This is a genomic window from Prescottella sp. GW823-FHT02E09 (assembly GCF_058797375.1).
Map to the genome: position 1 here is coordinate 137596 of NZ_JBXAJP010000008.1, position 25632 is coordinate 163227.

Below are 25632 nucleotides of genomic sequence, written 5' to 3' on the forward strand. Positions count from 1 at the left end.
CCGTCATGGGCGGGCGGCTACGCGCGCTGGCTGGAGACCGAGACGATCTCGCCGGTCATGTAGGTGGTGTAGTCGCTCGCGAGCATCGCGATGACCGACGCGATCTCCCACACCTCGGCGGCGCGGCCGTACGCCTCGCGCGACGCCAGCGAATCGAGCAGCTCGTCGCTGGTGACCTTCGCCAGGAACGGGTGCTTGGCGATGGACGGGGAGACGGCATTGATGCGGACTCCGTACTCGGCGGCCTCGATCGCCGAGCAGCGGGTGAGCGCCATGACACCGGCCTTGGCGGCCGCGTAGTGCGACTGCGAGTGCTGCGCACGCCAGCCCAGGACCGACGCGTTGTTCACCAGCACGCCGCCGTGCTCGACCGACTTGAAGTAGCGCAGCGCCGCGCGGGTTGCACGGAAGGTGCTGGTCAGCGTGATGTCGACGACGCGGTCCCACTGCTCGTCGGTCATGTCGACGATCGTGGTCTCGCCGCCCAGGCCGGCGTTGTTGACCAGGACGTCGATGCGGCCCAGCTTCTCGGCGGCACCGGCGATGAGTGCGTCGACCTGATCGGTGCTCGAGACGTCGCACACGAACGACTCGACCTGCCGGCTGCCGAACTCGGCCGACAGCTTCTCGACGGTCTCACCGAGACGACGCTCGTGGAAGTCCGAGACGAGGACGTCGGCACCCTCGAGCAGCGCGCGGCGGGCGGTCGAGAAGCCGATGCCGGTGCCGGCAGCGGCCGTGACGACGACCTTCTTGCCCTTGAGCAGGTCGTGTCCCGCAACCTCCTCGGGGGCGACGGAGAGCGGAGACTTGATGGTGGCGGTCACGGGCGTGCCTCTCGGGGAAGGCCGAGCACGCGCTCGGCGATGATGTTGCGCTGGATCTCGTTGGATCCGCCGTAGATGGTGTCGGCGCGGGTGAACAGCCACAGGCGCTGCAGGTCGTTGAGTTCCTCACCGGGCTCGGTGTTCTCGACACCGATCAACGAGGCTGCACCCTGGACCTCCATGGCGAGTTCGCCGAGGCCGCGGTGCCAGTTGGCCCACAGCAGCTTGGCGACCGACGCCTCGCCTCCGTTGGCGCTCGCATCGACTGCCGCGAGGGTCCGCAAGGCGTGGGCGCGCATGACCTGCAGCCCCATCCACGCGCGGGAGATCTTGTTGCGGATCACCGGATCCTGAGCGGCGCCGTTACGCTCGGCCAGTTCGACGATGGACTCGAGCTCACGGGCGAAGCCGATCTGCTGACCGAGGGTCGAGACGCCGCGCTCGAAGGTGAGCGTGCCCATCGCCACGCCCCAGCCGTTGCCCTCGCCGCCGACGACGAGGTCCGCATCGGTGCGGGCATTGTCGAAGAACACCTCGTTGAACTCGGAGGTGCCGGTGAGCTGGATGATCGGACGGACCTCGACGCCCTCCTGATTCATGGGAACCAGCAGGTACGACAGACCCTTGTGCCGCGAGGAGCCCGGCTCGGTGCGCGCGACGACGAAACACCAGTCCGACAGGTGCGCGAGCGACGTCCAGACCTTCTGGCCGTTGACCGACCACTGGTCGCCGTCGAGGCGCGCGGTGGTCGACACGTTCGCGAGGTCGGAGCCGGCGCCGGGCTCGGAGTAGCCCTGGCACCACAGCTCGGTGACCGTCTTGATCCCCGGCAGGAAGCGCTGCTTCTGCTCCTCGGTGCCGAACGCGATGAGCGTCGGACCCAGCAGTTCCTCACCGATGTGGCTCACGCGAGCAGGCGCATCGGCCCGCGCGTATTCCTGATGGAAGATGATCTGCTGGCTCAGCGTCGCCTCGCGTCCGCCGTACTCCTTCGGCCACCCGAGGCAGGTCCAACCGGCGGCGGCCAGGTGGCGATCCCACTCGAGGCGTTCCTCGAACGCCTCGTGTTCACGTCCCGGCCCGCCCAGGCCCTTCAGCTCGGCAAACTTCCCGGAGAGGTTCTCTTCGAGCCATTCGCGAATTTCCCGCGCAAAGGCCTCGTCAGCAGCTGCCTGCTCGCTGGTCTCAATACCCTGGCTAACGTCCACAGCGATACGGTACCCTACCAAGCACTTGCTTTGTATAGAGGTTCTGCCTCGTTGAGGAGAGATTGTGAGCACGAATGTGACCACCGAGCCCCGGACGACCCCGGCTGCGCTGTGGCGCGCCGCTGAGCAATTCGGATCGAACGAGGCTGTAGCGGACGGATCCGACCGGACCACCTACACCGAACTGCTCGAACGCGTGCGCCTCGCGGCCCGGGCGTTCATGGCCAAGGGCGTCGAGGCGGGCGACCGCGTCGCGGTGTGGGCCCCCAACACCCACCACTGGATCGAGGCGTTCCTCGCCGCGCAGTACGTCGGCGCGACACTCGTCCCGATCAGCACCCGCTACACCGGTCACGAGGCTCTCGACCTGCTCGAGCGCACCCAGGCCAAGGCTCTCGTCGTCCCCGACCGCTTCCTCAAGAACGATCGCCTCGCGGACGTGCTGAAGGCCGCCGGCGACGAGGGCATCCCGACGCTGAAGCTCGTGCTCCGCACGCCGTCGGACGATCCCGCCGCCGGCGCGCCGACGACGGAGTTCCCCGGCGGTGAGATCCTCGAGTGGGATCAGATCGCCGCGGCCGCCGAGCCGGTCACGGCGGAGGAGGCCGACGCTCGCGCCCGCGCCGTCTCCCCCGACGACGTCGCCGACATCCTGTTCACCTCCGGCACCACCGGAAAGAGCAAGGGCGTCATGACCGCTCACCGTCAGACCGTCGGCATCGCCGACGCGTGGGCGGACTGCGCCGAGGTCGACAGCAACGACCGCTACCTGGTGATCAACCCGTTCTTCCACACGTTCGGCTACAAGGCCGGACTGATGGTGTGCATCCTGCGCGGCGCCACGATGATCCCGGCCGCGGTCTTCGACGTCCCCACGATCATGGCGACGATCGCGAACGAGAAGATCAGCGTGCTGCCGGGAGCCCCGACCATCCACCAGACGATCCTCGACTTCCCGACCCGCGACGACTACGACCTGTCGAGCCTGCGCGTGGCGATCACCGGCGCCGCCGCGGTGCCGGTCGTTCTCGTCGAGCGCATGCAGGCCGAACTCGGCTACGACGCCGTCATCACCGCCTACGGTCAGACCGAGGCCGTCGTGGTGACGATGTGCCGCATGGACGACGACCCGGTCACGGTGTCGACGTCGTCCGGCCGCGCGATCCCCGGCATGGAGGTCAGGATCGGCGAGCACGGCGAGATCCTGGTGCGCGGCGAGAACGTCATGCTCGGTTACCTCGACGACCCCGAGTCGACGAAGAAGACGATCGATCCGGACGGCTGGCTGCACACAGGCGATGTCGGCGTGCTCGACGAGCGCGGCTACCTCGACATCACCGACCGCCTCAAGGACATGTACATCTCCGGCGGCTTCAACGTGTACCCCGCGGAGATCGAGAACGCCCTCGCGCGCATGGATTCCCTCGCCGAGGCGGCCGTGATCGGCATTCCCGACGAGCGGATGGGCGAGGTGGGCCGCGCCTACGTCGTGCCCAAGCCCGGCGTCGCCGTGACCGCGGAGGAAGTCATCGCGTTCTGCAAGGAACGTCTGGCCAACTTCAAGATTCCGCGCGAGGTGACGGTCGTCGGCGCGCTCCCGCGCAACCCGTCGGGCAAGGTCCTCAAGAACGACCTGCGCGAGGGCAAGGCATGACCGTCCCCCACAGTGTTTCCGATCGGGGCGATGTTCCCGACGAGGGCGAGGTCGTCACCTACGAGGTGTGCGACCACGTCGCGTACGTGACGATGAACCGCCCCGACTTCCGCAACGCGCAGAACTCGGTGATGACGTACGCGCTCGACGCCGCGTTCGAACGGGCCGTCGAGGACGACGACGTGAAGGTGATCGTGTTGGCCGGCAGCGGCGAGCACTTCAGCGGCGGCCACGACATCGGCACGCAGGGTCGCGACCACCACGTGCACTACGAGAACAAGGCCGCCCTGTGGTGGGACCACCTCGGCAAGCCCGGCGGTGACCAGCGGTTCGCCCGCGAGACCGAGGTGTACCTGGGGATGTGCCGGCGCTGGCGCGAGATCCCGAAGCCGATGATCGCCCAGATCCACGGCGCCTGCATCGCCGGCGGCCTGATGCTCGCGTGGTGCTGCGATCTGATCGTCGCGTCGGAGGACGCGTTCTTCTCGGATCCTGTTGTCCGGATGGGTATCCCAGGTGTCGAGTACTTCGCGCATCCGTGGGTGTTGGGGTCGCGGTTCGCGAAGGAGATCCTCTTCACGGGCGACCGCTTCACCGCGCAGCGCGCGTACGAGGTGGGCATGGTCAATCGGGTGGTGCCGCGCGCCGACCTCGAGGCCGAGACGCTCGCGCTCGCCGGCCGGGTCGCGGAGATGCCGCGCTTCGGTCTGGCACTCACCAAGAAGGCCGTCAACCAGTGCGAGGACCTCATGGGTCAGCGCGCCGGTATGGATTCGGTGTTCGGCCTGCACCACTTTGCCCACGCACACAACGCCGAGGTCGGCAGGGACTCGCTGGGTGGAATGGACGTCAACAGTATGAAAGCGAAGGCGAAATAGTGGATCTCGAACTGGACGAAAAGGCCCGCGCCTTCCAGCTGGAAGTGCGCGAATGGCTCGCGGCTAACGTCCCGGCACAGCCGCTGCCGTCGATGGACACCGCGGAGGGCTTCGAGGCCCACCGCGAGTGGGAGCACAAGCTGGCCGACGCCCGCCTGTCGACCGTCTCGTGGCCCGTGGAGTACGGCGGCCGCGACGCCTCGATGATCGAGTGGGTTCTCTTCGAAGAGGAGTACTACAAGGCCGGTGCCCCCGGACGCGTCAGCCAGAACGGCATCTTCCTGTTCGCGCCGACGCTGTTCGAGCACGGCACCGAGGAGCAGCTCGCGCGCATCATGCCGAGCATGTCCCGCGCCGACGTCATCTGGGCGCAGGCATGGTCCGAGCCGGAGGCCGGCAGCGACCTCGCGGGCATCCGCTCGACGGCTCGTCGCACCGAGGGCGGCTGGATCCTCAACGGGCAGAAGACGTGGAGCTCGCGCGCGGTGTACGCGGACTGGGGCTTCGGCATGTTCCGCACCGACCCGGAGGCCCAGCGCCACAAGGGTCTGACGTACTTCATGTTCCCGCTGAACCAGGACGGCGTCACGGTCCGCGCGATCCCGCAGCTCGACGGTGAGCCCGGCTTCGCGGAGATCTTCTTCGAGGACGTCTTCGTCCCGGACGCCGACGTCGTCGGTGAGGTCGACAACGGCTGGCGCGTCGCGATGAGCACCGCGAGCAACGAGCGTGGCCTGTCGCTGCGCAGCCCGGGCCGCTTCATCTCCGCGGTCGATCGTCTGATCGAGGTGTGGAAGGCGAACACCGACGACACCGACACCGCGGCACGCGATCGCGTCGTCGATGCGTGGATCGGCGCCGAGGCCTACCGCCTGCACACGTGGGGCACCGTCACCCGCATGCTCGAGGGTGTCCCCCTCGGCGTCGAGGGCTCGATCAACAAGATCTTCTGGTCGGAGCTCGACGTCCGCATCCACGAGACGGCCCTCGACCTGCTGGGCGCCGACGGCGAGCTCGCCGGCAAGTGGCAGGACGGCTACCTGTTCTCGCTGTCCGGCCCGATCTACGCCGGCACCAACGAAATTCAGCGCAACATCGTTGCCGAGCGGATGCTCGGACTCCCGAAGGCGGATCGATGAAATTCTCCCTGTCCACCGAGCAGCGCGACTTCGCGGACAGCCTCCGCGGCCTGCTCGCCAACGCCAACACCCCGGCCGTCGTCCGGTCGTGGGGCGAGAACGACACCGCTCCGGGTCTGGCCCTACTGCAGCAGCTCGCCGAGACCGGCGTGACGGCGCTCGCCGTGCCCGAGGAGTTCGACGGCATCGGCGCGCATCCGGCCGACCTGGCCGTCGCATTCATCGAGCTCGGCCGCGCAGCAGTTCCGGGCCCGATCTTGGAAACGGCAGCGGCCGTCCCCGCTTTGCTGTCGGCCCTGGACGACCAGCAGCTGGCCAAGCGGTTCCTGCCCGCCATCGCCGAGGGCACCCTCGCGTCGCTGGTGCTGGAGCCGTCCACGCCGCGCGCCCTCGACGCCGATGTCGCCGAGCCGGTCCTGCGAGTGTCGGGCGACACCCTCGAACTGGTCCGCCCGACCACACAGCTCGAGTCGGTCGATCCGGCCCGCCGCCTGTTCGAGGTCGAGTCGGTCGAGACGCTCGCGCAGGGCGCGGACGTCGCCGCCGCCGCGGAGAAGGCCTACGACCTCGCGGTCCTGGCCGCATCGGCACAGCTGATCGGTGCCGGCCACGCGATGATCGAGACCGCCACCGAGTACGCCAAGAACCGCTCGCAGTTCGGCCGCGTCATCGGTAGCTTCCAGGCCGTCAAGCACCACATGTCCGACGCTCTCGTGGCCGTGGAGATGGCGACGCCGCTGGTGTACGGCGCGGCGATCTCACTCGCCGAGGGCCGCGAGGACTCTGCCACCGTCGCGCGCAGCATTTCGGCCGCCAAGGTCGCCGCCGCGAACGCCGCGTACGTGGCCTCGCGCAAGGCGCTGCAGGTCCACGGTGCCATCGGTTACACCCTCGAGTGCGACCTGTCGCTGTGGCTGACCAAGACGCGGGCGCTGCAGTCCGCGTGGGGCACCGCCTCCGCCCACCGCGCACGGATTGCGAGCGCGCTGTGAGTGGCGTCGGAGTGTTCACGGAGGAGCAGATCGAGCTCCGCAAGACGGTTGCCGCACTGCTGGCCAAGCGCGCCGACCCGGCCGCGCTGCGCAAGACGCTCGAGTCGGGCGACAGCTACGATCGCGGCCTGTGGGACGTCCTGTGCCAGCAGGTCGGTGTCGCGGCCCTCGCGATCCCGGAGGAGTTCGGTGGTTTCGGGGCCACGCTCGTCGAGCAGCACCTGGTGCTCGAGGAGCTCGGCGCCGCACTGACGCCGTCGCCGATGTTCGGTTCCGCGGTCCTGGCCGCGCAGGCGATCCTGGCGACGGGCAACACCGAGGCGTGCGAGCGCCTGCTGCCCGGTATCGCCGAGGGCTCCTCGATCGCGGCGCTGTGCTGGGTGGGCCCCGAAGGCCACTGGCGCAGTGACGAGGTCGCGTGCACGGCGTCCGGCAGCGACGCCGACGGCTACACCGTTTCGGGTGCCGCGCACTACGTGCTCGACGGTGCGCACGCCGACGTGCTCATCGTGGCGGCGTCCGGGGAAGGCACAGACGGCGCAATCGCGCTGTTCGAGGTGGATCCGTCAGCTGCCGGCGTCGCCCGCCGCGAACTGCCGACGATGGACCTGACCCGGCCGATGTCGTTGGTGGAGTTCACCTCCGCCGCGGCGGTCCGGCTCACCGCCGACGACGCGACGGCCGCGCTCGACCGCGTCCGCACCATCGCGATCGTCGCGCTGTCCGCCGAGCAGGTCGGCGCCGCCGCGCGCTGTCTGCAGATGACGGTGGACTACAGCAAGGACCGCGTGCAGTTCGGTCGCGCGATCGGCAGCTTCCAGGCGCTCAAGCACCGCATGGCCGAGCTGTACTTCCAGGTGGAGACGGCCCGGTCGGCGTCGTACGCCGCGGTGTACTCGCTGAGCGAAGGCCTGCCGTCCGCCGCCACCGATGCCGCGGTCGCGAAGGCGTACTGCTCGGAGGCGTTCAACATCGTCACCGGCGATTCGATCCAGCTGCACGGCGGCATCGCGATCACGTGGGAGCACGACGCGCACCTGTTCTTCAAGCGCGCCCACGGCAGCTCGCAGCTGTTCGGTCAGCCGGAGGAGTACATCAAGGGCATGGAGTCACTCGCGGGTCTGCCCGCCTGATTCGGTCCCGCACACGCCGAGGGCCGGCCCGGAACCTCCGGGCCGGCCCTCGGCGTTTTCTCCGTTCACTCCTCGGTCGGCGTCCAGCGGGCCGCGAGGACTCGATCGATCTTGTGCCGGCGGCGCGGAGCCATGATCCCGGGTAACAGGAACGTCAGCATCTGGTCGATGCGCTCGTAGAGATCCTCGCGGCCGGTCAGCACGTGCGAGACCAGTTGGACGCCGGTGAAGGCCGACACGATGAAGCGCCCCAGGTCGGCGGCCACGACCGTGTCGGCGACGTCCCCCTGCTCGATGGCTTCCTTCGCGACACGCTCACAGGCGTCGATCCAGTCCGCGTACGGCTTCCTGGGCCCGCCGTCGGCACTCATCTCCAGGGTGAGGCGGATACCTGCCCGCACGATCGGATCCTCGAGCATCTGCCGGCCCATCTCGTAGCAGAGCATGGCCAGCTGCTCGATCGCGGGCGCATCAGACGAGAGGATGGCGCGGACAGCGTTCATCGAGATGGCGTGCTGTTCCTCGATGACGACACCGGCGAGGTCGTCCTTCGACTTGAAGTGAAAGTACAGCGCCCCTTTGGTGATTCCGGACAGGTCGACGATCTCGGCGAGACTGGCGCGTTCGTATCCCACGCGGTCGAACATCTCGGCGGCACCCATGACGATCTGTTTCCGCGTGATCACCGCCCGCTGCTGCTTGAGCATTCAGCCGCACCCTTCGTATCACTTTTCCGACCGAATGCATCATTGCCGACAACAACGATTCAGACCAGAGGCTCGTGTGACCCGACAGTCCCGGTGAGCCTTCCGAGCCGGTCAGGCCACGAGCTCCTCGAGGTACTGCGCGACGCCGTCGTCATCGTTGCCCGGCAGCACCCGGTCGGCCAGCGCGCGCACCTCCGGCAGCGCGTTCTCCGGGCACAGTGCGGTACCGGCCCACAGCAGCATCGGCACGTCGTTGACGGCGTCACCGATCACCGCCACCTCCTCGGCTGCGATGCCTCGCGCCGCACAGAGCCGGGCGAGTGCGCTGGCCTTCGACACCCCGGACGCCGCCATCTCCACGTACGGCGCCCCGGAATGCGTCAGCTCGACGCCGTCGATGCCGGCCGCGACCGCGAGCCGGTACAGCTCGTGGCTGGAGACCTCCGGATGCCGGGCGACGATCTTGACCATCGGCTCCCCCATTCGCGGCAGCCGTTCTTCGAGGATCATCTCGTCCACGGTGCGGTGGTGGTCCGTGTAGTCGCACAGCGCGGCGTACTCGGGTTCGGCGACGAACGTCGTGGGCCCGACGTTCGCGAACACGACACCCGGCACGAGGGTGCGGACGCGGTCCATCGCGGCGAGAGCCTCGGAGACCTCGATCGAGACGGTGCCGGTGATCTCCGGGATGCCGTCCGCGAGATCGAGGGTCACCGCCCCGTTGGCGCAAACCGCCTCGCCCCGGAACCCGCACGAGCGGGCCAGCGCGTCCACCGAGTGACGCGCGCGGGCGGTCGCCCACACCACCTCGATGCCGGCGTCACGGGCGGCCGCCATCGCCTGTGCCGTGCGCGGCGAAACCGTCCGGTCGGACCGCAGCAGGGTCCCGTCGAGGTCGGATGCCACAAGTCTGATTCGCGTCACTTCTGAATGATCCCAGCCCCACGCCGCGGCACGATCCACACCCACCCATCAACAAGGTTGACAACCGAGTCCACCAACCCCGGCGAGAACTGCTTCCGCGGCCGATCCGAGGTCAAGTCCGTGTTCGGTCGACCGAGTGAACGGTAGGTCGCCGTGGTCGATGAGTGCGGTTCTCACGCAGCGTTGTTCGCCATAGCTGACTCCTGCCCGGCGAGGGGTCTACTCGCCGGGCAGGAAGGTGCCCCGTCCGTCAGAAGCTCGTGACTGCTCGAGGCTCGATTCCCAGTGTCGCGCAGTGGTCGTGGTACTTCTTCAGGAGCGTCTGCCAGTTCTCGTATCCGATCCGGGTACCGTCCTCCCCGACGAACTCGAGGGTTCCTTCGATGACAGCGAAGATGATGGTCGCCTCGTCACCGAGTCCGGTCGGGGCATGGGTCGACCCGGCCGTTTCGAACACCGAATCTCCCTCCTTTGCGGTCCAGCCTTCGCCGTACGTCCACTCCCCCTGCATGGTGTAGACGATGACCGTCCCCGGATGGAAGTGCTTGGTGAGCGTTCCGCCGGGCGGCAGCTTGATGAAGACGATCATCTGCCCATTCGTCGGATTGAGCTTGACGATCTTGATCTCCGCGCCGCTCGCCTCGTCCCACGGGATCCAGACGTTGCCCTCCTCGGGGATGAAGCTCGCGGTGGAGTTGTAGGGGTCATCGATAGCAGTCATGGCGGCTCTGTCCTTTCGGGCCATGGTGTTCGGGGAATGCGGCCGCAGGGCTCTCGGACGATGAAGCGGGCCCGAGGGCCGATTCCGAGACTGAAAGTTCCCTGCACGTCACCGACGGGATGTGACCGTCCGCACATCGAAGTATGGGAGGTCGCAGGACGGTATCGATTGTTCAAATCCTGTACAGCGGACCTTCGATCGACCTCGCCGACAGCTGTCGGCTCGTCCGTGCCGACCAGAGAGGCTCCACGGGCCTCGTATCACCGAGAAAGGGACGCGCCTTCGCGGAGACTTCGCGGACGAATCCTGATCGAGCGAGCAGTTGTACGGAAAGTGAACAGTCCGGCGGTTCCACTCGGTTTGCATAATTGGTCTGCAGCCAGACACGGACACTGGCTGTCCAGGAGGTTTCTATGCACGGGCGGCAGGCATGGGAGGAGTTTCAATCCGGCCAGGACCCGGACGGAGTGTCGGCCGAAGTGCTCACGTCATGGAGACGCTCACGCTGGAGCGGAGTCAACCCCGCCAGCGACGAAGTGCCGGTCGTCGATGTCGACACCGACAGTGAGTTCGTCCGTGCCGCGACCCCGGTCCTGGTCCGCACGACAGAGGTCCTCACCGGCGGTCGGGCATGTTTGGCGCTCGCCGACGCGAAAGGCCGTCTCGTGTGGCGCTGGGTGTCGGAATCCTCGATCGGCCGAGCACTCGACAACATCCACATGTGCGAGGGTGGGGCGTTCCAGGAAGAGCGGGTCGGCACCAACGGCATCGGCACCGCACTGGAGAGCAAGGACATGGCCACGGTCATCGGCACCGAGCACTACGTGGAGAGCTTTCATCCATGGGCATGTGTCGCGGCGCCGGTGGTGAATCCGATCACCCGGCGGGTGCAGGGTGCGGTCAACGTGACCTGCTTCGCCGACGAGACGAACCAGTTCCTGCGCGCCATGACCCGGTCGCTGGCAGACGCCATCGCCGCCCGGTTGGCCGAGATGTCCTCGCCCGACGAGCGCGCTCTGTTCGACGCGTTCGTCACCGGCCGGGCCCGCACGACTGCTCCGGTGGTGGCGTTGACCGAGAGGGTGATGATCACCGACGACGTCGCGGGTGGCTGGGGACTCGAACACCGGGCGGTGTGGGATCTGGTGCGCCACGCTCGACCGGGCACCGAACTGACACTGAGAGAGGGGCTTCGCGCACAGGTGCACCCCCTCGACCTCGTCGATGGCATGATCCTGACACTGCACCCCGACCCGACCGCTCCGCCGGTCCACCACCCCGAAGGGACCTCCTTGGGTCCACTCGAACATGCCGAGTCCCAGGTCATTGCAGGCATGCTCGCCGAGTGCGGCGGCAACAAGTCCGCCGTCGCATCCAGGCTCGGCATCTCCCGCGCCACGCTGTATCAGAAGCTGCGGCGCTATCGGATCGCCGGTTCGCCCGGCAGCATTCGCCTCTGAACGAAACCGTCGTCGTCGCGCGGCACCCCGGGACATGGTCCAGCGAAGCTGTCGAGCTCGTCGAGGCCCCGACTACGTCCTCGACGACGACTTCGAGGTCTTCCTCGTCAACCCATTGCGGTGAAGACGAACCCCGGCCGCTGTCGACCGGGCACAGTTGATCGCGGCGGCCGAACCGAACGGACAGGCAGTCGATACACCCTTTTCTGAATACAGAATCCGATGTACTGTCGGGACATGGAGACCCTCGTCCACCGTGATGCGCTGGCCCGGTTCGGATACGCGCTGTCCGATCCCACACGCGCACAGATCCTGCTGAGCCTGCGATCGGGCCCGGGCTATCCCTCGGACCTGGCCGACACCATCGGGGTGTCACGGCAGCAGGTCTCCAATCATCTTGCCTGCCTCCGTGGTTGCGGTCTGGTGGTCGCGGTGCCGGAGGGCCGGCGCAGCCGGTACGAGCTCGCCGACCCGGCGATCGGGCATGCACTCGGCGACCTGCTGGGCCTGGTGCTGGCGGTCGACCCGGCGTGCTGCCCGGCCGCCGCCACCGAGAACTGCTGCTGATGGCCGCCCCGGCCGGCGTCTCCTCTCCCGCACGCCGGGCGGTGCTCACGCGCCGCATCCGGTTCCTCGTCGCGGCCACCATCACCTACAACGTGATCGAGGCTGCGGTCGCCCTCACCGAGGGCGCGCGAGTGTCGTCGGCGGCGCTGATCGGGTTCGGACTGGACTCGGTGATCGAGGTCGCCTCGGCGGCAGCAGTCGCCTGGCAGTTCTCCGGACGCGATCCGGAGGCGCGGGAGAAGGTGGCGCTGCGGATCATCGCGTTCTCGTTCTTCGGGCTCGCCGCGTACGTGACGATCGATTCGATCCGCTCGCTGCTCGGCGTGGGTGAACCCCAGCATTCGACGGTCGGCATCGTGCTCGCCGCAGCGAGCCTGGCGATCATGCCGGTGCTGTCGTGGGCGCAGCGCCGGTCCGGACGGGAGCTGGGTTCGCTGTCCGCGGTGGCGGATTCGAAACAGACCCTGCTGTGCACCTACCTCTCCGCAGTCCTACTGGCGGGCCTGGTGCTCAACAGTATGTTCGGGTGGACGTGGGCCGACCCCGTCGCAGCGCTCGTCATCGCCGTCATCGCAGTACGGGAGGGCCGCGAGGCGTGGAGGGGTGATACGTGCTGCGCAGCCCCGGTCAGCGACCGAACACAGTGCCACCGTTGAGGTGGATCACCTGCGCATTCACCACACCGCCCGCCTCGCTGCACAATCACACGACCGCCGCACCGACGTCGGCGCCCGTTCCGAGCCCGCGGATCGGAATCTGCCGAATCATCTTCTGCACCTTCGCGTCGTCGCACGCCCCAGACCTTCCATCAGCCCCAGCGCGAGCGCGTTCGCTGTCGCGCTGCGCGGGCCACGCTCGACGCGTGCGCAATTACCCCGACCGGGATTCGCGGCGGCCGGAAGAAATCGGCCGAAGCAGCCCCCGCGGGTGATCGGCCGTGTGATGCTTCGCGAATGAGTACCCGATCCCTCGAGGAACTCGACACGATCGAGGACCTTCGTCAGCTCAAGTACCGGTACTTCCGGACGCTCGATCTGAAGCGGTGGGACGAGTTCGCCGACACCCTCGCCGACGACGTCGTCGCTCGGTACGGAACGCACGCGTTGCGCGATCCACTGGTGTTCGAGGGTCGCGCGGCACTCACCGGCTTCATGCGCGACTCGCTCGGCCCGGCGGTCACCACCGTCCACATCGCGAACCACCCCGAGCTCACGGTCGACGGATCGCGGGCGTCCGGCTCGTGGGCATTCGAGGACACCGTCATCGTGCCCGCCGCCAACAGCGTCATCCGCGGCGCGGGCTACTACACCGACCGGTACCGGCGCGACGACGACGGCCGCTGGCGGATCGTCGAGACGTCGTACGACCGCATCTACGAGTCGATCACCTCACTCGACGACACCCCGAGCTTCAAGTTCCTCGCCCATATGTGGTCGGCCGGTTCCCAGCAGGGCTGAGCCGGAACTCCTAGCCTGGATCCATGACCACTCCAGAGATCACCCTGAATTCCGGAACCGTCATCCCCCAGCTCGGCCTAGGTGTGTGGCAGGCGACCAACGACGAGACCGAGCACGCGGTCCGCTTCGCGCTGGACGACGCCGGATACCGGCACATCGACACGGCCGCCGCGTACGGCAACGAAGAGGGCGTCGGACGCGGCATCGCGAACTCGTCGGTCCCGCGCGAGGACATCTTCGTCACCACCAAGCTGTGGAACTCCGACCAGGGGTACCAACCGGCCCTCGACGCGTTCGATGCGAGCCTCACGCGCCTGGGCCTCGACTACGTCGACCTGTACCTCGTCCACTGGCCACTGCGCGACCCGAACACCCGCCTGCGCACGTGGGACGCGATGGAGAAGATCGCCGAATCGGGCCGCGCCAAAGCCGTCGGCGTGTGCAACTTCGAGCCGCACCACCTGCAGGAGATCGTCGACCGCGACGGCATGCTGCCGGCCGTCGACCAGGTCGAGCTGCACCCGCATCTGCCGCAGCACGCGATCCGGGACTTCGCGGCACTGCACGGCATCGCGGTGGAGTCGTGGAGCCCGCTCGGGGGCACCAGCAACTCCGGCTGGGGCGACGCCTCCAAGCCCAACACCCTGCTCGACGACCCGATCATCACCGGCGTCGGCGAACGCCACGGCAAGTCGGCCGCACAGGTGCTCATCCGCTGGCACCTGCAGAACGGATTGATCGTCATTCCGAAGTCCGTGCACGACAGCCGGATCGCCCAGAACTTCGACGTCTTCGACTTCGAGCTCACCGACCAGGACCTCGCCGACATCGCGACCCTCGACGACGGCGTGCGCGTCGGCTTCCACCCCGACGAGATGAATCTCGGGGCGCCCGCGTAGCCGAAAACCGCACGGTCGAGGTCTTCCGGCGCGCACTATGTTCTCGCAACTCCGCAGGTTCGGGAAGGAACCACGATGCGCCGTCGGCACCGAATTGCACTGGCCGCAACGTCCGCCGCCCTCGTGGTGGGCCTGGCACCGGCGACCGCCGCGGCGACCCCCAGCGAGGGCGTCACCGGCGAGATCCTTGGGCAGGCCACGGTCGGCGGGCAGGACTACATCCTGCGGCGCATCACAATCGCGCCCGACGGAACCACGGGATGGCACTTCCACGACGGCATGCTGTACGGCCTGGTCACCGAGGGCACGCTCACGCACTACAAGTCGGACTGCAGCACCGACGGCGTCTACAACGCCGGCGGCACCATCGTCGAGCCGAGCGGTCACGGCTACGTCCACATGGGCCGCAACCTCGGTCAGGCGCCGATGGTCCTGCACGTGCTGTACGTGAACCCGGCCGGCAGTCCACTGTCCGAGGACGCACCCGCGCCGGGCTGCGCGTAGTTCTTCCGACTGCTCACCGGCTGACGAACGAACTGTCGGTTCCAGCTGGGTGGTTCGCCCACGTTCACGTCCCTCGATCCATAGGGTGCCCGTTATGGGGGCTTCGAGAATCTTCGTGGGACTGTTGGCGATCGGTTTGACCGCGAGCTGCGGCTCGTCGGGCGACACCGACGACATGGCGACACCCGCGCCCACGACACCGCAGGAGGTATCGGGTCTCGTCGAACCGACCTGCCTCGCCGGCAACCTACTCGCTTGCGCAGGACTTGCGGGCAGTGCACCTCCAGCACCGGAGCCCGTCTCCATACCAGCCGATTTCGAACCCGTTCGGGTCGTCACGTGTGAGGGGAACGACAGCGGCGACGCGAACGCGACATGGATCGAGGAACACCGCCAAGGTGACCTGAGCGCCGTTCTCGACGGGTACGAATTGCCCTCCGAACCGTTGAAGACAACGCAGATCAACGGCGTCGAGCATCGGACCTGCAGGGTCGATCAGCCGATTCCACCGGTCGTCTGGCTCGTCGACGCGCGGGGGCTGGCGATGCGGCCCGTACTGCCCACCGACGAGTGCGGTGGTTACAAGTGGGACGCGATCACCGCGATCCGCGCCCTACCGGTCACCCAGGCGGTCAGTCACCTGATTCCGGTCGCGGCGCCGCCGCCGTGAACTTGACCGGCATCTCCTCGATCCCCGACACGAAGTTCGCCGCCCGTCGCGGCAAGGGCCCGCTGGTCGCGAGCGCCATGTCGGGCAGGCGGGCGAGCAGTCGCTCGAACATCATCACGCCCTCGAGCCGCGCGAGCTGGTTACCGAGGCAGAAGTGGGATCCGAAACCGAAGGCCACGTGCGGGTTCGGCGATCGACCGATGTCGAAGCGGTCGGGGTCGTCGAACATCGCCTCGTCGAAGTTGGCGGACTCGAAGAGCAGCAGCATCTTCTCGCCCTCCTTCAGGTCGGTGCCGAAGAACGTGGTGTCCCGGGTGAGTGTGCGGGCCATGTTCTTGATCGGCGACACCCAGCGCAGCATCTCCTCGATCGCCGTCGGGATGCCCGACGGATCGGCCACCAACCGGTCGCGCTGATCCTGGTGCCGCATCAGCTGTTCCATGCCGCCGCTGAGGACGTGCCTGGTGGTCTCGTCGCCGCCGATGAGAATCAGCAGCGACTCGTTCACGATCTCCTGGTCGTCGAGACGCTCGCCGTCGATCTCGGCGTGCACGAGGATGCTGATCAGATCGTCGGCGGGGTTCTCCCGCCGCTCCGCGATGGCGCGGAACGTGAACTCGTTGAACGCGACGTAGGCGTCCATCATCGCCTTCAGCTGCTCCTCGGTCGCGTTGCTGCCCAACGCCTTCACCAGATCGTCCGACCAGCGTAGGAATGTCTCACGCTCCTCGGGCCGGACACCGAGCATGTCGCCGATGACCGCCATCGGCAGCGGCGCCGCGAGATCGGCGACGAAGTCGCACTCCCCCTTCTCGCACACCGCGTCGATCAACTGATCGCAGATCTCACGGATCCGGCCGATCTTCGCCTCCACCTTCCTGCGGGTGAAGCCGGTGTTGACGAGCCGCCGACGCTGCAGGTGCGCGGGATCGTCCATGTCGATCATCTGCGGCAACGGTCCGGTCTCCGGGCGGATCCCGCCCGCGTTGGAGAACAGTCCCGGATCGCGCTCGGCGGCGATCAGTGCGTCGTACGTGGTCGCTGCCGCCATCCCGTTCCGGTCCCGGAACACCGGCTGATGCGCCCGCATCCACGCGTACGCCGCGCGGGGGTCGCCCAGTTCGCCGGCGTAGAACCGTCCGTCGAGCAGATCGGTGTCGTCCACGTTCACGATCGTCATCCGGTGCTCCTCGGTCCGTACGGACAACTCCACAGCCTCGACAATCACCCAAACCTGCCCCGATCGTAGAACTTGTTCCTACTATCGGCGGGGTATCGGACACACGAGGGGAGACGTGATGAGTTCGGACGGCGGATCCGGGTCCTTCACCGGAAGATCGATCCTGGTCACGGGCGGTGGCAGCGGCATCGGCCTGGGCATCGCGCAGGCCCTCGTCGCCGAGGGCGCGCACGTCACGATCTGCGGCCGCAGCGCGGACAAGCTGTCGACCGCGGCCGAGAAGGTCGCCGCGACCGGAGCGTTCGCATCGGGTGGGTCGATCTCCACCGTCGCCGCGGACGTCACCGAGGAGGCCGACGTCGAGCGTGCCGTCGCCCGTGCGGTGGAGACCTCCGGTCGCCTGGACGGCGTCGTCGCGTGCGCCGGCGGCAACGAGACCATCGCGCCCGTCACGCAGCTCGACGTGGATGCCTGGCGCCGCACTGTCGACCTCAACGTCACCGGCACGATGCTCACCATCAAGCACGGCGCCCGCGCGCTCGTCGCGGCCGGCGGGGGTGCGATCGTCGCCATCTCGTCGATCGCCGCGAGCAACACGCACCGCTGGTTCGGCGCCTACGGTGTCTCCAAGGCCGGTGTCGACCACCTCGTCCAACTCGCCGCGGACGAACTGGGCGCCAGCGGGGTTCGCGTCAACGGCATCCGCCCCGGACTGACCCGGACCGATCTGGTCGCGATGATCACCGACGGCGGACCGGTCCTCGACGACTACCTGGCGTGCACTCCCCTCGCCCGGGTGGGCGAGGTGGGCGACATCGCCGGACTCGCCAAGTTCCTGCTCGGTCCGGAGTCCACGTGGATCACCGGACAAGTCGTCAACGTCGACGGCGGCCAGATGCTGCGCCGCGGACCCGACTTCACGTCGATGCTCGAACAGGTCTACGGCGCCGACGGACTGCGCGGGGTGGTGTCGGAATGAGTTCGCACGAGGTACTCGGGCGACGGGTCGACATGCCGGTCGAGGTCCGTACCGCCACCGCGTTCATGGCGATGTACTCGGTTCCGACCGCGGCCGCGCAGTCGCTCATCGACCACACCGGCCTCGAGATCCTGCAGTTCCGCCCCGGGCGCGGGCTGTGCGGCCTGGTGTTCGTCGACTACGTCGACGGAGACCTCGGCCCGTACAACGAGTTCGGCGTCACCTTCATGGTCCGCGACCACCGCGGCCGGGGGCGGTCGTCGGTGCTCGGCGACCTGCGGGCACTGGTCACCGGCCGGGCCGGCGCGCTCATCCACCAACTGCCCGTCGACGGCGAGTTCACCCTCGCGGCGGGCCGCGGGATCTGGGGATTCCCCAAGATCCTGGCCGACTTCGAGGCCGACCACACCAACGACGTCCGCCGCGGCAAGGTCAGCCAGGACGGCCGGCTCATCGCGGCGCTCACCGTCAAGCAGGGCATCCCGACGCCCGGCGGCGGCGCCAACACGTCGCTCGAGGCGTACTCGCACCTCGACGGGGTCACCCGGCACACGGCCTGGGACATGAATCCCAGCGGCGTCCGGTCGCGACTCGGCGGCGCCGAACTGCGTCTGGGCAACCACCCGATCGCCACCGAACTCCGGTCTCTCGGCCTGCCGCGGCGGGCGTTGATGACCACCACGATCCCCGACCTGCAGATGACCTTCGGGGACGCGGCGAAGGTCTGAACCGGGACGACATTCGGCGAAAGAGACCCTTGCGAAACGAGACCGACTGGTGTCTGCTTGAGGACTTGGACGTTTGATCAAGTAATGATTCTCGACCTCGCGCAAAGGACTTCGTCGTGACGATCAGTCGACGCACCGTGCTGGCCGGAGCAGCGGCCGCACCGGCGCTCGCAGCAGTTGCCGGCACCACCGCCCAGGCACTGCCCCGAACCACCGCCGCACCCGCTCGCCGCTCCGCCGACTCCCGAGAGTTCCGGGTGGGCGTCGGGCTGTCCGACATGACGGGCCCCGTCGCCGAGAACGGCATGATGGGCTACTCCAGCTTCGATCAGCGCGCCGAGGGTCTGCATCAGCGGACCCGGGTCCGCGCCTATGTCTTCGCCGACGCCGACGACAACCGCGTCGTCTACGCGTGCGCCGACACGTGCATGGTGTTCCAGGCCGTGCACGACGCGGTGCTCGCCCGGCTCGCGGAGAAGTTCGGCGGCCTGTACACCGAGAAGAACGTGATGCTCACCGCCGTGCACTCGCACGCCGCGTGCGGCGGTGCGTCGCAGGACTACGCGTACAGCCTCGCGACACTCGGCTTCCAGCCGCAGGTTTTCGGCGCCGAGGTCGACGGCATGGTCGAGGCGATCGTCGCCGCGCACGACAACCTGGCCGCGGGGGTCGTCTCGTACGGGCGCAGCGAACTGAAGGACGCGAGTGTGAATCGTTCGCGTGCAGCATTCGATCGGAACCCACAGCGCGACAAGGACTACTACCCGCTCGGCATCGACACCTCGATGCGGGTGCTCAAGATCAGCCAGGGCGGCGACAACGTCGGCGGCATCGGCTGGTTCCCCACGCACGGCGCGTCGCTCACCAACAAGAACCTCCTGATCTCGGGCGACAACAAGGGTGCGGCCGCGTACTTCTGGGAGCACGACGTCGCGGGTGTGCGCTACCTCGACGGTGCGCCCGGATTCGTGGCGTGCTTCCCGCAGACCAACACCGGGGACATGTCGCCCAACCTCGACCTCGAACCCGGACACGGCCCCACCGCCGACGAGTTCGAGAACGCCCGGCTCATCGGCGAACGTCAGGTGACCGCGGCCCGGACCGCGTTCAAGGCGGCGGCGCCGCTGTCGTCGACCACCGTCGACAGCCGAATCATGTACCTGGACATGGCCGACCAGTTGGTGGACGGCAAGTACACGTCCGACGGCCAGTCCCGCCGCACCGCACCTGCGTGCATCGGCGCCGCGATGGCCGCGGGCAGCACCGAGGACGGCCCCGCGATCGAGATCTTCACCGAGGGCACCCGCAACCCGATGATCGACGCCCTCGGCGGCATCGACACCCCCACGCCGCAGTGGCTAGCCGACGCGCAGGCCCCCAAGCTGGTGCTGGTGCCCGTCGGCCTGCTGCCCCCGGACGGCTGGGTCCCGCACGTGCTCAAGATCCAGCTCATCCGGATCGGCGACATCTACGTGGTCGGCGGACCGGCCGAGTTCACGATCGTGTCGGGCCTGCGGATCCGCCGGACCGTCGCCGAGGAACTCGGAGTCCCGTTGGAGAACGTCATCTTCCAGGGCTACGCCAACGCGTATGCGAGCTACTGCACGACGCCCGAGGAGTACGACGCCCAGCAGTACGAGGGCGGATCGACGCTCTTCGGCCGGAACACCCTGCCCGCCTACCAGCAGGGGTTCGCCAAGCTCGCCGCGGCGATGAAGACGGGCGCGGACGTCCCGCGCGGCCCCGCCCCGCGCGACCTGTCCGGATTCCAGCCCGGCTTCGGGCAGGACTTCCCGTTCGACGAGCCACTACCCGGACGCGCATTCGGCGACGTCGTCGTCCAGCCCACCGGCAGCGCCGGGGTCGGCGATCAGGTGGCCGTCGAGTTCGTGACCGGACATCCCAAGAACGATCTGCACCGCCGCGGAACGTTTTTCGAGGTGCAGCGCCGCGACGGCGGTCGTTGGCTGCGGCACGCCGATGACGGCGACTGGGCCACCAAGTACCGGTGGCGCCGCGAAGGACCGAATACGTCGATCGCGCGCATCACGTGGGACGTCCCGACCGGGACCCCGTCGGGCACGTACCGCATCCAGCACTTCGGCGACCGCAAGGCCCCGGACGGTGTGGTGTCACCGTTCACCGGCACGTCCGCGGAGTTCACCGTCCGCTGAGCCGCCGTCTCACAGCTGAAGGGTCCCTTCGTGCACTGCCGGCGGACGGGACCCTTCAGCCCTTCGGGGTCTCGAGAATCGTCTTGGCATTCGACAGATTGCCGTGAACGTCTCGGGCGTAGAGCTTCATCGCCACCGAATCGGCGAACCTGAACATGCCGGGGCTGGGCTTGGCGTCCACTTTGAACGTCACCCGCGTCGACCCGTCACCGCCGCTGTCGAAGTCGAGTTCACGGGCGTACTCGACCCGCGAGTCGCGGGACTCGAACCCGATCTTCCGGTTCTCCTCGTACGCGGTGATCTCCTCCGTCGCCTGGACCGTCACCCCGGCGACCTTCAGGGTCGTCGATGCGACCGAACCGACCTCGTCGGGAGCCCCGGACAGCATCCGGTAGTCGACCACGTCGCTCGACCATTCGGTGGCCTTGTCCGGGTCGGACAGGTAGTCGAACACCTCGGCGACCGGGCGGTCGATGACGACGGAATCGCTCATACTGAGCGTCTTGGCCATGGATCTCACATCCTCAGCTGGCAGGTGTGCTCGACGCGCCACGCAAGCCTCGAGCGCGTGAACGCGGATCAGGCACTGGAGCAGTCGATTTCGCGGTTCACCTACGACGTCGAGGGAGCGGCGACCGCGGGATGGCGCGCGGCCCGACAGGCTGCGACGCATGTCCCGATCATCAGCGTAGTCCCGTACGCGACGGTTCTGAAGCCCCACCGCACGAGCTGATGGGTCCCTCCATACGCTGCCGGCGCATGAAGGGACCCTTCAGCCGTCAGGGTTCTCGAGGATCGTCTTGGCATTCTCGAGACTGCCCCGCACGTCTCGGGCGTACAGCTTCTGGGCGATGGCGTCGGCGAACTTGAACAGCCCCGAACCGGTTTCGGCGTCCTGCACGTACGTCACCTTCGTGGCGCCGTCGCCGTCGCCGGCGAAGTCGACCGAGCGGGTGTATGCGATCCGTGAATCACGGGACTCGAACTCGACCCGCTTGTTCTCCTCGTATGCCGTCAACTCCTCCGTCGCCTCGATCTTCGCGCCCGCTACCCTGGCGACCAGGGTGGACACCGAGCCGACCTCATGGGGGTCACCGGAGGTCGTCCGGTACTCGACCAGATTGCTCCACCATTCGACGATCTTCTCCGGATCGGTAACGTACTCGAACACTTCGGAAACGGGCCGGTCGATGACGATCGATTCTTCCGTCCTCAGCGTCTTGGCCATGGATCTCACATCCTCAACTGGAGGCAACCGTCGACGCGTCACGCAAAGCGTGAACAAACCCGCGCCGATCAGGCACTCGGGCAATTGATTTCGCGGTCAGAAACTCGATTCGAGAGATACGGCAACCGCCGGACCACGTGGCACCCACCGGGCAACATCGCGTGCACCGATCCCAATCCTAGACCCGCACCCGTCCGCAATGAAGGCCCCCGAACGAGCTGAAGGGTCCCCTCATGCGCTACGAGCGCGTGAACGGACCTTCAGCTGTCGGGATTCTCGAGAATCGTCTTGGCGTTCTCCAGGTTGCTACGCACGTCTCGGGCGTACAGCTTCTGGGCGATGGCGTCAGCGAACTTGAACAGGCCCGAACTGGGTTCGGTATCCATCGTGAAGGTCACCCGAGTCGCACCGTCCGCGTCGCCGTCGAAGTCCACCTCTCGGGTGTATCCCATCCGTGACTCCTTGGACTCGAAGCCGATTCGCTTGTTCTTCTCGTACACGGTGACCTGCTCTGCCCCCTCGATACGCGAGCCGGCCGCCTTTGCAGTGAGCGCCATGACAGCGCCGACCTCGTCGGGACTGCCGGAACGCACCGCGTATTCGATTATGTTGCTGCTCCATTCAGCGACCTTGGCTGGATCGGCGAGGTACTCGAACACCTCGGCGATCGGACGGTTGATGACGACGGACTCGTTCATCCTGAGCGTCTTCGCCATGGATCTCACATCCTCAACTGGAGGCGACCGTCGACGCGTCACGCAAGCCGTGAACATACCCGCGCCGATCAGGCACTCGGGCAATTGATTTTGCGGTTCGCATTCACTTCCGGGAGATGCGACCGCCGGATCACGCGGGGCCCACCGGGCCACCTCGCGTGTACCGATCATCAGCCTAGTCCCGTGCGCGATGCGTTTGAAGGCCCCGAACGGGCTGAAGGGTCCGTTCACGCGCTGCGAGCGCGTGAACGGACCCTTCATCGTCGGTGGATCAGCTCAGCGGGACGCCGCCATCTCGGCGCCGATTCCAGTCTCCGCACGGACCAGCATCTCCGCGAACTTCTCGTCGGCGTCCTCGCGCGACTCGATCCGACGCTCCCCCAGAAGTGATCCGACGACGCAGGCCACGAGGCCGAGCGGCAGTGTGATGATCACAGGAAGCTGGATGTGCAGCGGCGCTGGACCACTGCCCATCCACAGTGCCTCCGTGAACATCAGGCTGACGATCGTCGAGACGAGTCCGACGACGATGCCCCACACCGCGCCGGTGCTGTTGAACCGCCGCCAGTTCAGACTCAGGAGCAGACTCGGCAGGTGCGCACTCGCCGCGACCATGAACGCCATGCCCATGAAGTACGTGATGTTGGTGGTGTCGCCGATCGCCATCGTCAGCAGGATCGCGATGATGCTGAAGGCGACGGCGCCGAATCGGGCAACCTTGGCCTCCCCCGCGTCGTCCGCAGTGTGCGCGGCGACATCCGCAGTCTTGCTGTCATTTCTGCGGGTCAACGTCGGCCACACGTCGTGGGCGAACGTGCCCGCCGCCGAGATGACCACGCCCGCGACCACCGCCACGATGCTCGCGAAGGCCACCGCCGATACCAGCGCCAGAGCAATGGAGCCGCCGACCGTGCCGATTCCGCCGCCCAACTCGGTCACCAACACCGGCGCAGCGAGATTGCCTCCGGCCCCGACTCGTTCGGCGCCGCCGTCGCCCAGCAGTGCTGCGGCGCCGAAGCCCATCAGCACCACGACGAGGTAGAAGCCGCTGCACAACGCGACAGTCCAGCCGAGCGAGCGTCGAGCGGTTGCAGCCTCCGGCACGGTGAAGAAGCGAATGAGGATGTGCGCCATACCGGCCGTCCCGAGCGCGAACGTGAGTCCGTACGAGATGAGGTTGACGGCCCCTCCCGATGCGAAGATCAGCCCCGGGGACAGGACCGCCTCACCGGCAACGGCGTGCTCGGTGGCGTTCGACAGCACCTTCGGGAAGCTGAAGCCGAACTTCGACAGGATGCCGAGGCCGACGATCAGTGCCAGCACCGACAGGATCGAGGACTTGATCACCTGCACCCACGTGGTGGCGAGCATGCCGCCGACGAAGACATAGATGCCCATGAGGCTTCCGGCGACGATCACCGACAGCCAGAACGGAATCCCCGATACCGACTCGAGCAGCACGCCGGCCGCCACGAGCTGCGCGAGGAGCACGAACATGCCCGTCGCAATCGTGCTGAACGCGACGACCACCCGTACCCGCCGCGCCTGGGTGCGGAACACCAGCACGTCCGCGAGGGTGTACTTGCCGACGTTGCGCATCTTCTCGGCGAGCAGGAAAAGCACCGGGAGGAACGACACCACCGACGCACACAGGATCACGGTGCCGTCGACGCCCTTGTAGAAGATCAGCCCGGTTGTCCCGAGAAAGCTTCCCGCCGAAATGAACTCACCTGCGATGGCAAATCCGTTCTGCCACCCGGTGATCGAACGGCCTGCGGCGAAGAAGCCGTCTGCGCTTCGACTCCTCCGCGAGGCTGCGAACGTGACCCACAAGGTCAGCGAGATCACCGCCGCACAGATGGCGATAGCGAGGAAGTCGGGTTCGCCGGTCATGCCGCATGCTCCTGTCGGTCCGGGCCGATTGCCGCGAGGGCGGCGTCGGCTGCGGGCTGGATGTAGGTCCGGGTCAGGCGGAAGTACAGGTAGACCAGCACCCAGGTGCCGGCGAACTGGGAGAACATGAGCCACAACGACAGCGGAATGCCTGCAACGTTGTTGCCCCCGAGCTGGTCGGGGAAGAACGCGAATCCCAGCAGGAAGACGGCGAGCAGCACGATCGCCGACGCACCGAGACTGTTGGTCACCACACTCCGACGACGGCGCAGTTCGACGAACTCGGCGACGTCGAGGATGTCCGACCATCGCACGGACTCGGCGGCTCCTGGACGGTCGCCGTGGACGGTGGCGCTCACGGGTTGACCGCCGCACGCCGAGCAGTGTCGAGTGCGAAGAGGTTCTCGTCCCAACCCTCGGCGAGCGGGCCGAAGAAGTGGAACCGCACCTGCTTGACGCGATAGACCCAGCGGCCGTCGACGCGGACGACCTGGTCCTCGTAGCGGCCGGCCGCGATCGACGGCACGCCGTCGGTGACGCACGGCTGCCAGAGGAAGGATCGAACGGTCGCGCGGTCGCCGTCGAGCTCGATCTCCATGTTGGTGATGAAGTGCCAGAACGATGTGAGACCGCCCTCGGCCAGTCCGGCGAAGAAGTCGCGCATCTCGGAGCGCCCCTTCGGGTGCGACAGCCCGTCGAACTCGCCGTCCTCGGTGAACAGGTCCATCAACTCGTCCCAGCTGCCGTCGTCCAGGTGGCGGCAGTACCGGGCATCGAGCTGACGGATGGCCTCGATGTCCTCCAGTCTGCGAATCCGGTCTTCGAGTCGGTCTTCGGAAGTGCTCATGGGGTAAGCCTCCTCGTGAGGGGTATGAGCATGGGGGTGGGGCGAATACCGACGCCCATTGATTAACGGGCGTTCATGTGAGGCAGACCATAAGGCCCGTGGGCCGACTTGGTCAAGGCCCACGGGAGCGCGCTTGATCAGCGCAAG

The 25632-nt window shown here is 67.4% G+C and carries 28 protein-coding genes; 16 read left to right on the top strand and 12 right to left on the bottom strand.

From position 1 onward, the window contains the following. Positions 1-17: 17 nt before the first annotated feature. Together AC1RIF_RS20870 and AC1RIF_RS20875 are read right to left on the bottom strand one after the other, a co-directional pair. Positions 18-827 carry an SDR family oxidoreductase gene (locus AC1RIF_RS20870; RefSeq protein ID WP_492603273.1) on the bottom strand — a complete coding sequence of 270 codons (810 nt, stop codon included), beginning with the start codon at positions 825-827 and terminating at the stop codon, positions 18-20. Next, complete coding sequence (locus AC1RIF_RS20875; RefSeq protein WP_492603274.1) at positions 824-2035, bottom strand: acyl-CoA dehydrogenase family protein; 1212 nt, start codon at positions 2033-2035, stop codon at positions 824-826. The genes AC1RIF_RS20870 and AC1RIF_RS20875 overlap by 4 nt, the downstream gene beginning before the upstream one ends. A 76-nt stretch (positions 2036-2111) precedes the next feature. Here AC1RIF_RS20875 and AC1RIF_RS20880 point away from each other — a divergent pair, with 76 nt between their 5' ends. From AC1RIF_RS20880 to AC1RIF_RS20900, 5 genes are read left to right on the top strand one after another with little or no spacing between them, the layout of a single operon-like run. Then, positions 2112-3689: a FadD3 family acyl-CoA ligase gene (locus tag AC1RIF_RS20880; protein WP_492603348.1), complete on the top strand. Its 1578-nt coding sequence runs from the start codon at positions 2112-2114 to the stop codon at positions 3687-3689. Next, on the top strand, positions 3686-4567 hold the full coding sequence (locus AC1RIF_RS20885) for an enoyl-CoA hydratase (RefSeq protein ID WP_492603275.1): 882 nt from the start codon (positions 3686-3688) through the stop codon (positions 4565-4567). The genes AC1RIF_RS20880 and AC1RIF_RS20885 overlap by 4 nt, the downstream gene beginning before the upstream one ends. After that, the gene (locus AC1RIF_RS20890; protein WP_492603276.1) at positions 4567-5706 is read left to right on the top strand and encodes an acyl-CoA dehydrogenase family protein; all 1140 of its coding nucleotides are present in this window, start codon (positions 4567-4569) and stop codon (positions 5704-5706) included. The genes AC1RIF_RS20885 and AC1RIF_RS20890 overlap by 1 nt, the downstream gene beginning before the upstream one ends. Next, positions 5703-6698, top strand: a complete 996-nt coding sequence (locus AC1RIF_RS20895; protein WP_492603277.1) for an acyl-CoA dehydrogenase family protein — start codon at positions 5703-5705, stop codon at positions 6696-6698. Before AC1RIF_RS20890 ends, AC1RIF_RS20895 begins: the two co-directional genes overlap by 4 nt. Continuing rightward, entirely contained in the window at positions 6695-7831 is a 1137-nt protein-coding gene (locus tag AC1RIF_RS20900) for an acyl-CoA dehydrogenase family protein (protein WP_492603278.1), read from the top strand. Before AC1RIF_RS20895 ends, AC1RIF_RS20900 begins: the two co-directional genes overlap by 4 nt. A 65-nt stretch (positions 7832-7896) precedes the next feature. Here AC1RIF_RS20900 and AC1RIF_RS20905 read toward each other — a convergent pair whose 3' ends face one another. The 3 genes from AC1RIF_RS20905 to AC1RIF_RS20915 all read right to left on the bottom strand — a co-directional run bounded on the left by AC1RIF_RS20905 (position 7897) and on the right by AC1RIF_RS20915 (position 10183). Further along, entirely contained in the window at positions 7897-8538 is a 642-nt protein-coding gene (locus AC1RIF_RS20905) for a ScbR family autoregulator-binding transcription factor (protein WP_492603279.1), read from the bottom strand. 111 nt (positions 8539-8649) lie between these two features. Next, the gene (locus AC1RIF_RS20910) at positions 8650-9462 is read right to left on the bottom strand and encodes an HAD family hydrolase (protein ID WP_492603280.1); all 813 of its coding nucleotides are present in this window, start codon (positions 9460-9462) and stop codon (positions 8650-8652) included. 250 nt (positions 9463-9712) lie between these two features. Beyond that, on the bottom strand, positions 9713-10183 hold the full coding sequence (locus AC1RIF_RS20915) for a 2,4'-dihydroxyacetophenone dioxygenase family protein (protein WP_492603281.1): 471 nt from the start codon (positions 10181-10183) through the stop codon (positions 9713-9715). A gap of 413 nt (positions 10184-10596) precedes the next feature. Here AC1RIF_RS20915 and AC1RIF_RS20920 point away from each other — a divergent pair, with 413 nt between their 5' ends. The 7 genes from AC1RIF_RS20920 to AC1RIF_RS20950 all read left to right on the top strand — a co-directional run bounded on the left by AC1RIF_RS20920 (position 10597) and on the right by AC1RIF_RS20950 (position 15740). Beyond that, positions 10597-11643, top strand: coding sequence for a helix-turn-helix domain-containing protein (locus AC1RIF_RS20920; RefSeq protein WP_492603282.1), 1047 nt, complete (start codon positions 10597-10599; stop codon positions 11641-11643). A gap of 237 nt (positions 11644-11880) precedes the next feature. Beyond that, positions 11881-12210 (top strand): ArsR/SmtB family transcription factor, encoded by a 330-nt coding sequence (locus tag AC1RIF_RS20925; RefSeq protein ID WP_492603283.1) that lies wholly within the window; start codon positions 11881-11883, stop codon positions 12208-12210. Next, positions 12210-12866, top strand: coding sequence for a cation efflux transmembrane domain-containing protein (locus AC1RIF_RS20930; protein ID WP_492603284.1), 657 nt, complete (start codon positions 12210-12212; stop codon positions 12864-12866). The genes AC1RIF_RS20925 and AC1RIF_RS20930 overlap by 1 nt, the downstream gene beginning before the upstream one ends. Before the next feature lie 297 nt (positions 12867-13163). Next, positions 13164-13667, top strand: a complete 504-nt coding sequence (locus AC1RIF_RS20935; RefSeq protein ID WP_492603285.1) for a nuclear transport factor 2 family protein — start codon at positions 13164-13166, stop codon at positions 13665-13667. 23 nt (positions 13668-13690) lie between these two features. Then, positions 13691-14566 carry an aldo/keto reductase gene (locus tag AC1RIF_RS20940; protein ID WP_492603286.1) on the top strand — a complete coding sequence of 292 codons (876 nt, stop codon included), beginning with the start codon at positions 13691-13693 and terminating at the stop codon, positions 14564-14566. Positions 14567-14641: 75 nt separating this feature from the next. Then, positions 14642-15070, top strand: a complete 429-nt coding sequence (locus AC1RIF_RS20945; RefSeq protein WP_492603287.1) for a cupin domain-containing protein — start codon at positions 14642-14644, stop codon at positions 15068-15070. A 94-nt stretch (positions 15071-15164) separates the two neighbouring features. Then, positions 15165-15740 carry a hypothetical protein gene (locus AC1RIF_RS20950; protein ID WP_492603288.1) on the top strand — a complete coding sequence of 192 codons (576 nt, stop codon included), beginning with the start codon at positions 15165-15167 and terminating at the stop codon, positions 15738-15740. On the opposite strand, the gene AC1RIF_RS20955 is transcribed toward AC1RIF_RS20950, so the two are convergent. Further along, a complete protein-coding gene (locus tag AC1RIF_RS20955) occupies positions 15703-16920 on the bottom strand; it encodes a cytochrome P450 (RefSeq protein WP_492603289.1) in 1218 nt (405 codons plus the stop codon). The two genes, AC1RIF_RS20950 and AC1RIF_RS20955, sit on opposite strands and share 38 nt — an antisense overlap. Positions 16921-17038: 118 nt before the next feature. Here AC1RIF_RS20955 and AC1RIF_RS20960 point away from each other — a divergent pair, with 118 nt between their 5' ends. The 3 genes from AC1RIF_RS20960 (at position 17039) to AC1RIF_RS20970 (ending at position 20801) form a co-directional block, all read left to right on the top strand. Continuing rightward, positions 17039-17899, top strand: coding sequence for an SDR family oxidoreductase (locus tag AC1RIF_RS20960; RefSeq protein WP_492603290.1), 861 nt, complete (start codon positions 17039-17041; stop codon positions 17897-17899). Next, positions 17896-18627, top strand: coding sequence for an acetoacetate decarboxylase family protein (locus tag AC1RIF_RS20965; RefSeq protein WP_492603291.1), 732 nt, complete (start codon positions 17896-17898; stop codon positions 18625-18627). The genes AC1RIF_RS20960 and AC1RIF_RS20965 overlap by 4 nt, the downstream gene beginning before the upstream one ends. A gap of 116 nt (positions 18628-18743) precedes the next feature. Next, positions 18744-20801: a neutral/alkaline ceramidase gene (locus tag AC1RIF_RS20970; RefSeq protein WP_492603292.1), complete on the top strand. Its 2058-nt coding sequence runs from the start codon at positions 18744-18746 to the stop codon at positions 20799-20801. 55 nt (positions 20802-20856) lie between these two features. On the opposite strand, the gene AC1RIF_RS20975 is transcribed toward AC1RIF_RS20970, so the two are convergent. Beyond that, positions 20857-21312, bottom strand: a complete 456-nt coding sequence (locus AC1RIF_RS20975) for an SRPBCC family protein (RefSeq protein WP_492603293.1) — start codon at positions 21310-21312, stop codon at positions 20857-20859. 57 nt (positions 21313-21369) lie between these two features. Here AC1RIF_RS20975 and AC1RIF_RS20980 point away from each other — a divergent pair, with 57 nt between their 5' ends. Further along, a complete protein-coding gene (locus tag AC1RIF_RS20980; RefSeq protein WP_492603294.1) occupies positions 21370-21534 on the top strand; it encodes a hypothetical protein in 165 nt (54 codons plus the stop codon). Between the two features lie 39 nt (positions 21535-21573). On the opposite strand, the gene AC1RIF_RS20985 is transcribed toward AC1RIF_RS20980, so the two are convergent. The 5 genes from AC1RIF_RS20985 to AC1RIF_RS21005 all read right to left on the bottom strand — a co-directional run bounded on the left by AC1RIF_RS20985 (position 21574) and on the right by AC1RIF_RS21005 (position 25485). Then, complete coding sequence (locus tag AC1RIF_RS20985) at positions 21574-22029, bottom strand: SRPBCC family protein (RefSeq protein WP_492603295.1); 456 nt, start codon at positions 22027-22029, stop codon at positions 21574-21576. 260 nt (positions 22030-22289) lie between these two features. Beyond that, complete coding sequence (locus AC1RIF_RS20990) at positions 22290-22745, bottom strand: SRPBCC family protein (RefSeq protein WP_492603296.1); 456 nt, start codon at positions 22743-22745, stop codon at positions 22290-22292. Between the two features lie 276 nt (positions 22746-23021). Then, positions 23022-24638 (bottom strand): solute symporter family protein, encoded by a 1617-nt coding sequence (locus tag AC1RIF_RS20995; protein ID WP_492603297.1) that lies wholly within the window; start codon positions 24636-24638, stop codon positions 23022-23024. After that, positions 24635-24997, bottom strand: coding sequence for a DUF485 domain-containing protein (locus AC1RIF_RS21000; RefSeq protein ID WP_492603298.1), 363 nt, complete (start codon positions 24995-24997; stop codon positions 24635-24637). Before AC1RIF_RS21000 ends, AC1RIF_RS20995 begins: the two co-directional genes overlap by 4 nt. Continuing rightward, on the bottom strand, positions 24994-25485 hold the full coding sequence (locus tag AC1RIF_RS21005; RefSeq protein WP_492603299.1) for a nuclear transport factor 2 family protein: 492 nt from the start codon (positions 25483-25485) through the stop codon (positions 24994-24996). Before AC1RIF_RS21005 ends, AC1RIF_RS21000 begins: the two co-directional genes overlap by 4 nt. Positions 25486-25632: the final 147 nt, after the last annotated feature.